Annotated in this window: 10 protein-coding genes; 4 read left to right on the forward strand and 6 right to left on the reverse strand. The window is 39.8% G+C overall.

What is annotated here, in order from left to right; translation table 11 throughout:
• The first annotated feature begins 324 nt into the window (after nucleotides 1-324).
• Nucleotides 325-1476: a histidine decarboxylase gene (locus ACWATR_RS20040; protein ID WP_460336110.1), complete on the forward strand. Its 1152-nt coding sequence runs from the start codon at nucleotides 325-327 to the stop codon at nucleotides 1474-1476.
• Between the two features lie 73 nt (nucleotides 1477-1549).
• Here ACWATR_RS20040 and ACWATR_RS20045 read toward each other — a convergent pair whose 3' ends face one another.
• Complete coding sequence (locus ACWATR_RS20045; protein ID WP_460336112.1) at nucleotides 1550-4933, reverse strand: EAL domain-containing protein; 3384 nt, start codon at nucleotides 4931-4933, stop codon at nucleotides 1550-1552.
• Nucleotides 4934-5260: 327 nt separating this feature from the next.
• Nucleotides 5261-6145 (reverse strand): ParA family protein, encoded by an 885-nt coding sequence (locus ACWATR_RS20050; RefSeq protein WP_460336115.1) that lies wholly within the window; start codon nucleotides 6143-6145, stop codon nucleotides 5261-5263.
• Nucleotides 6146-6647: 502 nt separating this feature from the next.
• Here ACWATR_RS20050 and ACWATR_RS20055 point away from each other — a divergent pair.
• Nucleotides 6648-7058 carry a 2TM domain-containing protein gene (locus ACWATR_RS20055; protein ID WP_460336118.1) on the forward strand — a complete coding sequence of 137 codons (411 nt, stop codon included), beginning with the start codon at nucleotides 6648-6650 and terminating at the stop codon, nucleotides 7056-7058.
• Between the two features lie 412 nt (nucleotides 7059-7470).
• Here the strand turns inward: ACWATR_RS20055 and ACWATR_RS20060 are convergent, their stop codons facing one another.
• Nucleotides 7471-7779 carry a TIGR03792 family protein gene (locus ACWATR_RS20060; protein WP_181928389.1) on the reverse strand — a complete coding sequence of 103 codons (309 nt, stop codon included), beginning with the start codon at nucleotides 7777-7779 and terminating at the stop codon, nucleotides 7471-7473.
• A gap of 132 nt (nucleotides 7780-7911) precedes the next feature.
• Between ACWATR_RS20060 and ACWATR_RS20065 the strand changes: the two genes are divergently transcribed.
• Together ACWATR_RS20065 and ACWATR_RS20070 are read left to right on the forward strand one after the other, a co-directional pair.
• The gene (locus ACWATR_RS20065) at nucleotides 7912-8235 is read left to right on the forward strand and encodes a phasin family protein (RefSeq protein ID WP_069073600.1); all 324 of its coding nucleotides are present in this window, start codon (nucleotides 7912-7914) and stop codon (nucleotides 8233-8235) included.
• A gap of 78 nt (nucleotides 8236-8313) precedes the next feature.
• Nucleotides 8314-8835 carry an FKBP-type peptidyl-prolyl cis-trans isomerase gene (locus tag ACWATR_RS20070; protein ID WP_084227332.1) on the forward strand — a complete coding sequence of 174 codons (522 nt, stop codon included), beginning with the start codon at nucleotides 8314-8316 and terminating at the stop codon, nucleotides 8833-8835.
• A 148-nt stretch (nucleotides 8836-8983) separates the two neighbouring features.
• On the opposite strand, the gene ACWATR_RS20075 is transcribed toward ACWATR_RS20070, so the two are convergent.
• The 3 genes from ACWATR_RS20075 to gloB form a co-directional block, all read right to left on the reverse strand.
• A complete protein-coding gene (locus ACWATR_RS20075) occupies nucleotides 8984-11614 on the reverse strand; it encodes a replicative DNA helicase (RefSeq protein WP_460336123.1) in 2631 nt (876 codons plus the stop codon).
• Between the two features lie 108 nt (nucleotides 11615-11722).
• The gene (gene rplI, locus ACWATR_RS20080) at nucleotides 11723-12181 is read right to left on the reverse strand and encodes a 50S ribosomal protein L9 (RefSeq protein WP_185585640.1); all 459 of its coding nucleotides are present in this window, start codon (nucleotides 12179-12181) and stop codon (nucleotides 11723-11725) included.
• A 203-nt stretch (nucleotides 12182-12384) separates the two neighbouring features.
• Nucleotides 12385-13158 (reverse strand): hydroxyacylglutathione hydrolase, encoded by a 774-nt coding sequence (gene gloB / locus ACWATR_RS20085; protein WP_460336127.1) that lies wholly within the window; start codon nucleotides 13156-13158, stop codon nucleotides 12385-12387.
• Between the last annotated feature and the right edge of the window lie 246 nt (nucleotides 13159-13404).

Raw genomic sequence — 13404 nt, forward strand, 5'->3', positions numbered from 1 at the left:
ACTGGACTTTCTGTTATAAAACGTTCAAACACCTGCCCCAGCAACATCTCGATTCTCAACCCAGTAGATTTTCATCTCTTTTGAGCAAACTATAAATCAAGCTATTACACAACATCTTGAAAGGTCTAATTCTAAGGGTAATAGACTTATGAACAAAAAATTTGGGTATTTATACTGAAGATATCTACGTATTGTCACTGTATTCTTGTCAAAGAAAGAACCGAACTACCACATTATTAAGAAAATATAAAGGTATGGATTAATACGTAGAATTTAGACTAAAACATCCATTAACTTAAGATTCAAGAGATTTAAAGAAAAGATATGTCAGATAAAGTTGCTAAAGAGTTGGCAGATTTTTTGCTGCAAATAGAACAGCGATCGCAGTTTCATGCAGGTTATCCATATAATTTAAGTTCTGACTACAGTGCGATCGCAAAATTTTTTAATTTTCTGTTAAATAATGCTGGAGATCCATATATTGAGCCAGATTTTGGTCTTCATTCTCGTAAGTTTGAGCAAGAAGTATTATCTTTTTTTGCTCACCTCTATAAGATTCCAGAAAATCAGTTTTGGGGTTATATTACTGCTGGCGGGACTGAAGGTAATTTATATGGAATGTTTTTAGCAAGAGAAATCTACCCTAATGGGATTCTTTACTCCTCAGAAGACTCTCATTACTCCATACCCAAAGCAGCCAGATTATTTCGCATTCAACATAATGTTGTTAATTCACAAATTAATGGAGAGATGAATTATGAACATTTTGAAAAATTAATTAGTGAGAATCGTAGTTATCCAGCGATCATCAATTTAAATATTGGCACTACTGTCAAAGGTGCGATTGATAACTTAGACAAAGTTCTAGAAATTTTAGAGCGCAATCAGATTAAAGATTACTACATTCATTGTGATGCCGCTCTTTCAGGATTAATATTACCGTTTCTAGATGGCGCTCCACAAGTTAACTTTCAAAAACCCATAGATAGTGTAGCCATTTCTGCTAAATTCATTGGTTCTCCCTTGCCTTGCGGTGTAGTTTTGACTAAAAAGAAATGGGTAGAAAAAGTTGAAACAGCAATTGAATATATTGGTTCAACAGATACAACAATTCTGGGGTCTAGAAACGGTCATACCCCTCTGATTCTCTGGTATGCAACGAAAACAAGAGGCTATGATGGATTAGCTAGAGAAGCAAAGACCTGTATTGATAATGCCCAATATCTTTTCCAACAACTTCAAATCAGAGAATATCCATGTATGCTCAATAATTTTTCCAATACCGTAGTCTTTCAAAAACCTTCCCAAAGGTTAATTAAAAAGTGGCAGTTAGCAGTTTCTGAAAATTGGGTACATATTGTAGTCATGCAGAATATCGATAGAAAGAAAATTGATATTTTTGTGAGCGAACTTTTATTAGAAGAAGGGTTAGTTAATAATGCAGATGATTTTCAGCTACAGTCAGTACTACACTAATATAGATTCTCAAGTGAAATTGATCACCCAATTTTACAAAGTGTTTCTCTAAACAGAATTTGATCCCAAGATTTTATCTCTTTAAAAAGTTTTTGGAGCATAAGTTAGCAGCAAGTAGTCTTTCTACTTCTGCACGTTCCATCGGTGATAAGAAAAAATACCCTTGTCCATAATCACATTGTAAAGCCTTCAATTGTGCTAATTGCTCTACAGTTTCTATCCCCTCTGCTGTTACAGACATATTTAAATTATGGGCTAATGTCACAATCGCTCGAATAATTTCTAAATTTTCTCCTCGACTACCTATACTGGTAACAAAAGAGCGGTCAATCTTAATGGTTTTGATTGGTAGGCGGTGCAGATAACTCAAGGATGAATAGCCAGTACCAAAGTCATCCATGTGCGTCTCGACATTCAGCGCTGTTAACTGAGAAAGTACAGTGGTAGCTAATTCAAAATTATCCATCAACAAAGTTTCAGTAATCTCCAATTTCAAACAACATGGCTCCAGTCCAGTTTGCTGCAAAATATGTTTAACCTGTTTAAATACATCGGGTTGCGTGATTTGTTTACCAGAAAAATTGACGCTAATTGTCAAAGGTGGTGAAGTAGGAAATTGTTGATGCCATCTGTGCATTTGGTGGCAGGCTTCATAAAGCACCCATTCCCCGATACTAACAATCATTCCCGTTTCCTCAGCCAGGGGAATAAAATCTTGTGGGGAAATAAGTCCTCGCTCTGGATGATACCAACGTATCAGTGCCTCAAATCCAATAACTTTGCCAGTTGTCAGTGAAACAATTGGCTGGTAGTCAAGACGAAAATCTTCTTGCTTGAGCAGCGCATGACGTAAAGCAGTTTCTAACTCCAAGAGCAAAGCTGCACCCTCGTGCATCTTTGGGTCAAAAACCTCATAACGCGCTTTCCCAAGTGCTTTGGCGCAATACATTGCTACATCGGCATCGCGTAGAATCTGTGCTGCTTGCTCATAATCTCTTTTACTTAAAGCGATGCCAATACTAACATTAGTAAACACCCGATGCTCGTTTAATTGAAATGGCGAAGCTAGCACCTTTTTAATTCGCTCGGCTACATGTATAGCGGTGCTGATATCTTCAATTTCCTCAAGTAATATTGTGAACTCGTCTCCACCAAAACGGGCAACTATATCTCCGACTCGCAGAACTGACTTTAGCCGATGAGAAATTGCAATCAAAAGTTGATTTCCTTGTAGATGTCCAAGGCTGTCATTAACAACTTTAAAGCGGTCTAGGTCTAAGAAGAGGACAGCAAATAAATAATTATTTTGCTGTTTACTATGTTCTATTGCCTGCTGCACCCGTTCCATAAATAATCTTTGGTTAGGCAATCCAGTTAGTCCGTCATGAAGACTATTGTGTAGTAATTGCTCTTGTGCTTCTTGACGCTTGATAATGTCTTGTTGAAGTTGTTGATTAACTCTAATAAGTTCAATGGTGCGCTCTAGCACCAACTGCTCAAGCTGATAACGGTACTGAACTAATTCTTCCTCTGCTAGCTTCCGCTTAGTGATATCACGGACAATTACAATATATTCCCGTAGCTGGGAATTAAATGGCTGTGAAATAGTCGATTCAACAATTCGTAAACCTTGGTTTATTCTTAAACTTTGCTCACTTCTAATAGACCATTGTTCCGGTGTACCGCGATAGCACATTAGGAGTTGATTCAAGTTTTTCCCAAGCAACTGTTGAATGCTTGTTTCAAATAATTCTTCAGCAGCAGCATTGGTTTGACAAATTATACCTTTTTCATCTAATACTAAAACCGTATCTGGAACAGTATCGAGAGTAGTGATAAATAAGTTTCTTGCTTGTTTGCGTGCCTCATCAATAGCAATAATTTGTGGTAAAGTTGTCCAGCAAGCGATCGCTACCCCTGTAAAAGATAGTGTCACTAACAGAATAGCTAGTAAAGAGTTTTGAGGATTAGTAGAAAGTCTATCTAATAAATCGCGGATAACCCAACTGATTGTGGCAGTAATACAAATTAATGATACTAAAACAATTACTTGTAGTACCACAAAGTCTGAGTTGTTTTTAATAGCTCTAGTGTCGTAACGCTGTGTCCACCATTTGGGGTGTAATGGTGCAAATCTTAAGCGACGTAGGGCTACATCTCCGATCATCAGAATAATGGGTAATAATAATCCTACTAAAAAATCTATCCAATTCCAAGCTAAACCTCCCACTATGAGAACTACTAGTTCTACTAAGAAAAAACCAAGTGACCACCAAGGCCATAACACGTGTGGTTGTCCCCGACACAGCCATAATCCCAGATGTAGTCCCATAATGGACATGAGATAACAAGTACCTGCTACTGTGACAAGTTGAGATATATTTCCCAAATTGAGACAAAGCAAACTGAGTAGAAAGGTAACTAAAATAGCAGGGCCAAGGACACCTTGACGGGAAACTAATGCAAATATGGGAGAAATCTGTCTGTCTAAGGCAAGCTGGTATAACATTCGAGGAGAATTGGAAACCGCTGTAGCAGAACTTAGAAGGCAAGATATAGTAATTAGAAGTGTTACTAGAAAGGAGGCAGATTCACCCCAAAAAGGTTTAGAAGCCTCTACCAGATTTAAGAATGCATCATCACCTATTGTTGGATTTGGAGCCGAACACATTAATACCCAAGAACCACCTAAAAAGACTGGAGGAATTAACCAAGCCGCTACGGTTAAGAAACTTAAAGTTTTATATGGGTGGCGGCTATCAGCAACAAAAGAAGAAGTGGTTTCACAAGCAAAAATTGAGTAGCTACCTAGAAAAAACCACTTTGCCCATTCTTCAAAGCTCAGGCTATGTGTGCTAATTGGGAGAAATTTAAAACTAGAAGTTGAGAAGGCTAACCATAGTACACCTTGAATACAAAATAATAACAGTAATAAAATTGCTGGGAATACAAAAAATAAATGCAGGAGTGCTAAAGCACGCGTGCCACTGAATGCCAAAATAAAAGGAATCGCTGTAAATAAAACTTTTAATAAATTTTCTGGGAAAGAAATACCTAATGGTTCAAAATTGACTTTAATGAGGTTGGTGAGAATAATTGCGTATAGTGCTGGTGCTGCTGCCCAGCTAAAAAAATATCCTAGTGCTACGTAACGGCCTAAAGCAGGAAAGTTCTCTAATAGCCTTGTGGTATAGTTTGGTGTTCCTCCGGCGACATCTGACCAATATCTACCTAGACTTTGTACCTGCAAATTAAGCAAAAAGGAAACGATCGTGCCAAAAAACCAAACTAAGATAGCTTTAGGCCCTAACGCTGCATGAATAATGGGCGCAGTACCAATCCATCCAACATGACCCGTTAACCCAAAGCCCCAGGTTTCGAGATAACTCAGAGTCCGTGGTAGGCGCATTAGCAAGTGCTGATTTTTCTCTGCCCGTGCAGAATCGTTACTAACCATTTTTTCTTAGTGAGATTTACTGACCTTTTCACTCAATAACTGAATCTCACTGCTTATAGCTTCCGTATAACTGCTGAACTTTAGGAAAAAACAACTTAGTTATTACTGAATTTGGGATTTTAAATTTGAGATTTGAGATTGACTCCATGCCTGAAGTTTTTTTCTTGAATAAAGAATTTTAGATTTGAGATTTTTCCCATGTAGCTTGCTTCTCACGAAGCCAGTAGAAATTATCTTTATTCAGACCTTGATTAAAATCGAAAAGCTCAGATTTCCGACCTATTTAATAAGTCGGAAATCGTGTTTTTCATGAATGATTAAGTAGGGCTATAGTTTTTGCAACAACTCCTGAGTTAACTGAAAGAAAGCTTTTGAACCTGCTGATTGGGGAGCATTTAAAACAGCGGGCATAAAACTATCAACAGCCTTTGCAACATTGACATCAACTGGGATTTGTACTTTACAAATTTTTTCTACACCAAAATCTTCAACAACGCGGTGCATAACTTGTTTATAGTATCTGCCAGTGAGAAGATTAGCGCTGGACATACTAAATACAATTCCCAACATTTTTATATCTATCTTGGTTTCATGTCCGTGACTGTCTTTTAATTGGGCAATTCGTCTTTCTAGCAGTTGAATACCTACTACAGATAATGGTTCTGGTTTAGCAGGAAGTATGTAGAAATCGCTAGCAGCTAAAGCGCTACGAGTCAATAGATTATAGCCCGGTGCACAATCGAGAAGGATAAAATCATATTCTTGACGGACTGGTTTTAAGATGTTGTTAATCAAGACCCTTTCAAACCGATTCCAAATCGTTTCAAAGTCCTGTTCACCCAAAGCAGTTGCTTGTTTATGGAGCATTTCTGAAACAACAAATTCATCATACAAATCGATATCTCCCGGTAATAAATCTAGTCCTGGAAGATTACAAACCTGGGATTGAACGATATCTTGAATTGTGAGTTTTGCTTGTGGATCTGGATTGATAACTTGGTCTATCAGATACCTAAATGTCTTGCTTTGTTTACGACGCTTGGCAAAATCTAAAGGCGACATCAAGCTGAGTGTGGCGCTAATTTGGCTGTCTAAATCAAGGACGAGCACCCGTTTGCCATGATTTTTAGCTAAACAAGTCGCTAAATTGACGGTGAGAGTGGTTTTACCAACGCCACCTTTCATATTTGCAGTAGAAATTACATATCCCATTGATTGAGTCCTCTATTGACGCATTCCCATCTACTGGTCTGTCGCGGATTGTCCGTAGTTTGCTCTAAATCGCAAACTATGAACCTATTAAATAAAACTTGACAGACTACTAGGTAGCGTACACCCCTCTTGATATCTTAAAACTTCCATTAAATTTAATATTTTCGGAAATTCAAAAGAGTGATTTCAGCCATATTTACTCGATTGAGGCAGCAATATGTAGTTGGATCTTTAGCTGAAATCGGGCTACCAGGCTCCTGTGCCCCATAATGCAAATGTTTGGCTTAATGGTGTAACAGCGATCGCTCTCATCAAAGCAATTATAGAGGTATTGACAAATACAGTAGCCCTAAATCAATTGTGAGAAAATAATCAGGTTGTGAATATCACTAAGTATTGGGTGCAAAATGTGGATGCATTTGCTAACTGAATTGAACGAAGCCGATCAATAAATTCGTGAAATCAAAGGCGCATTTACACACAAACTTATAAGGTAATTAAAATGACTTACGATTCAGAAGATGTAGAACAAATCCTTCAAAAAGCACTCACTCGTAAACAGGAAGGTGAATTTTCACGAGAACAGCTTTTAGAAATGGCATCTGAGTTAGGTATTTCTTCTGATATTTTGGAAAGAACTGAACAAAAGTGGTTGGCTCAACAAGAAGAGGAACGTTTGCGACATACATTTAATACTTTCCGACGCAGAGCCTTTTGGACACACTTGGTTTCCTTCCTAGCAGTGAATTTATTCCTCATTCTCTTGAATTTAATTACTAGTCCTGGTTATTTTTGGGCTATTTTCCCAGCATTAGGATGGGGTTTAGGACTATTTTTTCATTGGTGGAGTGTTTTTCAGAGTAAATCAGAGGATTACGAGATCGCCTTTCAGAAATGGCGGGCACAGATTTAACTTCTCCCTACTTTGAAAAATAAAGACACTAAGAGTTGACATACTCACCGAGAAAGAAGGGTCGGTGATTCTGGAGTAATAAGTAATAAGTAATAAGTAATGAGTAAATAGCCATTTCTCATCCACTCATGACTCATTACTCATTTAAAGTCCTGTCACCTATGAGAAAAAGCCGTCCTCAAAGGACGGGACTTCTCTACGAGACGCTTCGCGAACAGACCCAAGTTTTTGGTGAAGCATTCAGGGGGAAAAAGAATCAGGGTAAGCAGAGGGGAAAGAGAAAAAGTTTAACTTAACTGTATTAGTATTTAGTTCTCAGTTTTAATTAATACTTTTTCTCTCCTACCTCCTACCTCCTGCCTTTTGCCTTTTGCCTTTTGCCTTTTTATAGGTGTTGGCAGTAATCTTTCACCTATGAATGGGGAAATTTCCGTACTTGATATTCTCCTGAGTCCACAATTAAATATGATTCTCTGAGCGCTTGAATGAAGTTGTCTTCAATGGTCTGCAAATGTGCTTGGGGTATGGCTTTCCACTGTTCCAGCGTTGCCCAACGAATGATCAGGATAACTTCTGTGTAGTCATTGGGGCTGATCCAAACCTCTTTACCGAGAAATCCTGGATACTCAGCCAGCGCTGTTGTCCAAATTTGTGCGTCCTTCTGGATAAAATATTCCCGTAAATCCGGGGCAACCTTAAACTTGAGAAGTTCTATAAACACGTCCTTTGAACCCTGTGTTTCTTAATTTGCCAAAATAGAGATGTAGGCTAGAGTAACTACGCTTTAAGCATAGCTTGATTGCCTAAACTCAGGAGCAAGGGTCGGCTGGTTAATAAGTAAGAGGAAGGGAATATGGACAACAACAATTGGTTGCAACAGCTAATGATGGTGGGTCTTGGAACAACGTCTTTAGTCGCAGAAAAACTACGGCAAGTCAGCGATGATTTAGTTAAAGACGGTAAACTCAATCCTGAGCAAGCCAAGGCGGTAATGGATGATATTGCCCAGCAGTTAAAGTCGGAACAGGGAAACTGGGATGTCCAAATGCAGCGGCAAATGCGAAATATGATGCAGGATTTGGGGGTGGCTCGCCAGTCAGAGGTGGACGAATTAAGGGGTAGAATTGACCGTTTAGAGCGGCAAGTGCGCGATTTAGAAAATAAGCTTTGGCGTTAGAATACCCTTTGTGATTTAAACTAAATGTGTCCTGTTGGTAATCTTTTTGCCAGGATACTTAAGTAAGGAGAACTGATTTTGAAACCAATTTTCCTCAGCGTGGCGTTCATGCTGGTGTGTGTTGTGCTGTTGATTGTGGGGCAAGTAGGCAGTAAACAGAATACTGCCATTGCTGCCGAATTAACTCAAACACCGTCAGCGCCCACAACTGTAACTGAAAACAATATCTTAATTGCGAGTAATACTATGTCTGATGCGAATGCCGTAACCACTCCTTCTGGATTGAAGTATGTTGAGTTAAAAGAGGGGACTGGAGCGACTCCTCAACCTGGACAAACAGTTGAAGTTCACTATGTTGGCACTTTAGAAGATGGTACTCAGTTTGATAGTTCACGCGATCGCGGCCAACCCTTCAGCTTTAAAATCGGCATTGGACAGGTAATCAAAGGTTGGGATGAAGGACTTAGCACTATGAAAGTAGGCGGTCGTCGCAATTTGATCATCCCCTCTGAGTTAGGTTATGGCGCTCGTGGTGCTGGTGGCGTGATTCCTCCCAACGCCACTCTACTGTTTGATGTGGAATTGCTAGGAGTTAAGTAAAAATTGGGTATGGGGCATGAGGAAGAGGACACGGGGACACAGAGATAGTATTTGATCGTTTCTTTGCCTCGCTGCTTCTCTTCGTCACCTTGTCTCCACTATCTCCCTCATCTCTCCCATTCCCAATGCCCAATGCCCAATTCCCCATTCAAATTTTTAAATTTTGAAACTTTGTAAACTGTGGATTGAACAAAAGTTTTGCAGTACCCGTAGGCCCGTTGCGGTGTTTAGCTATAATTACTTCTGCAATGCCGCGATCGGGAGTATCGGGAGAGTAATATTCATCGCGGTATAACATTATTACTAAATCAGCGTCTTGTTCAATGGAGTTGTGAACAATAATATTATTTGCAACAAAATTATGCAAACCAGGAACGGTGAGGTCAAACACTTCTTCCTCGCCGCTATATTCAATTGAAACTATTTCATCCCAATAAACATCACTTTTGGCAAGAGTAACCAGTTTAGACGATTGAACAATGTTGCCAACTTTTAAAGCTCTTTCTCGACTTAAATTTACTTTGTAAAGAGTAGAGCCACAATACGAAACTCCAATGGAGGCTTGTAATATCCGTGTGGTGAAGCCAATAGCTTGCATCGCAGGTACAACCTCTATTTTCCAAACATCCTTCGGAATTATATCTTTATTAGGGTTGTGAATACTGTTTTGAAGATGTTGAAAAATATCTTGGAGTGAATGTAGCTTATATTCTCCGACTGCTCCAACATGCATAATAAATAACTGAAGATCGGGCTTACCAGTGATTATTACATGATGTTGATTTCTGCCTTTCCCAACTTGAGGAACTTTCCTGAGTGTTGCATTAATGCCTAGTCTTAACAAAAGTGTCTGTATATCAAAAGCTAGTCTCTGGCTACTCGTTGCATAATATGCAATAGGTCTTAACTTTTTTCCTGCAACCAATTTTATACAGCCATCTGTACTCCAAAGGTGTCTTAGAAAGCAACCTATTGACTCTTGAGGTTGTGAGAACAATTCTTGAGGTACAAATTTTTCATAAGACCTTAAACCAAAAACACCGAGAGAGTCTAGCCATTTGGCTATTGGATTTCTCACACGATGAGTTAGATGTTGTGCTGCGGATAAGTAAACTTGATACCACCCACGTTCAGGTGAAATTCTAGGAACAATTGAATCTCCAAAAACTTCTGTTGCCAAGAAAGCAACATTCTGAGCTAAATCTATCTCTCTGGTAGTGTACTGTATGACATGACGTGGCAATGTACAACCGTCGCCAATTAAATGCCCTAATAATGCGACTTCGGCATAAGTCATAGTTTGCTTACCAGGACTGGGGAGATGTCTGGGTAAACATAGATGTTGTTTAGGAGTTAATTCATCAAGTCTTTTCCAGCCATCAATTGTTAAAAATTTGTGATTACCTGTGGCACGGATTTTCCGGCCCAATCTAGTTGTTAAAGTAAACAGAGGCTTTACACCAGTGGAAAAAGCATTGCTAACAATTGCTTTTTCTAGCTGCATTGTAGCTTCGTTCAATGCCCAAACTGCAAAACCAGATTTATCTACTAATTCCTTAATTGGCACTTGCAGTCCGCTATCTGCTAATGTCACCAGACTATCGCCTGCTAAACAACCGGATTCTCTCAAATCAGATAACATCGGGCGCTTGTTTGTACGTGCTTCAACCCCTCGACTCAACTGAGATAAAGCAATAACTGGTACAGATAATTCACGCGCTAACCCTTTGAGTTGACGAGTAATTTTTGATAATTCTTGAACTCGATTATCACCTGCTCCTTCCATCAATTGCAGATAATCTATTACAATTAATCCTAATTCAGTTCCAACTTCTGCTTGCAATCTTCTTGCTTGACTACGCATTTGTGTAACTGTAATATTCGGCGTGTCGTCAATATAAATTGGCATCTCGGAAAGGATACCAATAGCACGGCTTAAAGGTTCCCATTGTGTTTGACTGAGGCGACCAGTTCGCAGATAACTACTTTCAATTTGTGCTTCGCTAGCTAATAGCCGTTGCGTCAATTGCTCTTTTGACATTTCCAAGCTGAAAACTGCAACTGGTAATTTATAAGAAGCAGCGATATTGTGAGCAAGGTTTAAGCAAAATGCTGTTTTTCCCATTGATGGTCTGCCAGCGACAATAATCAAATCAGAACGTTGAAAGCCGCTGGTCATGGCATCTAAATCGTAAAATCCGCAGGGAATCCCAGGTAAGGCAATACCTTGATTTCTATCTTCAATATCCTGGAAATTATTAATTAGAGTATCAGAAATATGAACTAAACCCGATTGGGGACGTTCTTGAGTAACGCCGAATACTTTCTGTTCTGCCTGATCTAAAACAGTTGGTAACTCGGTTTCTGTCTCGTAACCCAAATGTACAATTTCATTGCCAGCTTTAATTAACTGTCGCCGCAGGTATTTTTCCATCACCAACCCTGCTAAGGCGTCGATATTAACGGCTGATACTGTGCGGTCTACCAGAGTTGCTAATTTATTTCTGCCACCAATTCGGGCAAGGATTTCATGGTCAGTCAGCCAACTGGTGACTGAGAGTAAGTCTGTGGGTTTACCTTGAGCGTGCAGCCTTACAGCTGCTTGATAAATATCTTTGTGAGCGCTAATGTAAAAAGCTTCGGGAAGAAGGCGATCGCTAACTCGACTAATCGCTTCTGGATCTAGCAAAATACCCCCCAAAATCGCTTCTTCGGCCTCAATATTTTGTGGGGGGAGGCGATCGCTACCATCGCCTTTAAAACTCAGTTCTTCAGCCATAAACGATTTTAGTTTTGAGATTTTGCTAGAGACGCGATTAATCGCGTCTGTACAAGAGTTAAATGTGATTTACTTTTACTTCTCTTGCTCCCTCGTCCCCCTTCTGAGTTAACTAGCGACGACTTGAATATCCACTTGTGCCGCTACATCAGAATGCAGCTTGATTTCGGCTTGGTAAGTACCAAGGTGGTTAATATCGGGGATGGTAATTCCACGCCGATCCACTTCTTGACCGGTGGCTGCCTTAATTGCATCTGCAACATCTTGGCTGGTGATAGTACCGAAAATTGCTTCGTTTTCACCAACTTGCTTGGCAATTGTCAAGCTACCAACTTTTTCAAGAGATTCTTTTTGCTCAAGAGCTTGTTGTCTGAGTTCTAATTGCCGTTGACGTTCTTGCTCACGACGGCGTTCTACTTGCTTGAGAATACCAGGAGTGGCATTAGTTGCCAATTTCTGGGGAATCAGATAATTACGAGCGTAGCCGGGAGCTACTTCCACTAAGTCGCCAGATTTCCCCAGCTTGCTGATATCTTGATTTAAAACTAACTGTACGCGTTTCGCCATCGTTTTTCCTGTAAAATCTGATTAATTTGGGTAAGGCTTGATAGCTCACAATGTCACTGCTGTATTCCAAGCTTCTTTGCCTACACCCTAAAGCTTACAGATCGTAGCGAAAGGAAGGGTGCGATCGCAACTATTAGCGCGAGAAAATTGATGGAGATTGGGAAATGCCCAATGCCCAACGCCCAATCCCCAATGCCAAATGCCTAAAAGTTATTTCTCATTTCCCTTATCCGCGCGAAGGTTTGCACTCCATCGCTACTCTTAACAGTTGATTGTAATGATGGCTGATCCCAACGTAAAAAGGGATTGGTTCGCTTCTCCACTCCCAGCAGCGAGGGGATTGTAGCTTCTCTTCGACTACGGTAAGCCTTCACTTCATTGAAGCGTTTTTGTAAGTCGGCGTTATCGCTATCCACAGTTAGGGCAAATTGCAGATTTTTTAAGGTGTATTCGTGGGCACACCATACGTGCGTATCATCGGGTAGAGAGCGCAGTTTGCTTAAAGAGTCCACCATTTGGGTAGGTGTTCCTTCAAACAAGCGACCACAACCGCCAGAAAACAAGGTATCACCACAAAATAATTCCCCTGTCTCACCAGCTTTTTCGGGGGGAAAGTAGTAAACGATGTGAGCGCGGGTATGTCCGGGGACGAAGATAACTTCAGCTATGCGGTCTGCAAACTGGACGCGATCGCCTTGTTGCAAAAACACCTGCTGTCCCGGAATTCTACCACGATCCTCGGCTCCTCCATAAACTATCAGTTGGGGGAATTGTTCCATTAATTGCTTATTACCACCCACATGATCGTTATGGTGGTGCGTGTTGAAAATTGCTACCAACTCAGCTTTTAATTCTGCCAGTTTCTTTAAAACTGGTTGAGCCTCCGCTGGATCGACAACAGCGGCAATATTTTGTTTGTAGTCGTGTAACAAGAATATGTAGTTGTCTGAGAGTGCTTCCAGACGGATTACCTGCATTATCTCTGCCTCCCTTACAACATAAATATTTGGTCTTGAGTAGCAATACTACATTCCAGTGAATAATAGTGCTACTTCCACAAACTATATCAAGTATTTATACTTTGTTTATTATAGCTATATGCAATATTCACTATGATATTATACAACCGTGCTTAGACGGTATTTTTACTTAAATAAAGTCAACTTCAGATGAAATTATCAGTAAAATTTCTCTGGAATAGCTACAAATATAAAGTTAGATTT

The sequence above is a fragment of the Nostoc sp. UIC 10890 genome, from assembly GCF_054786515.1.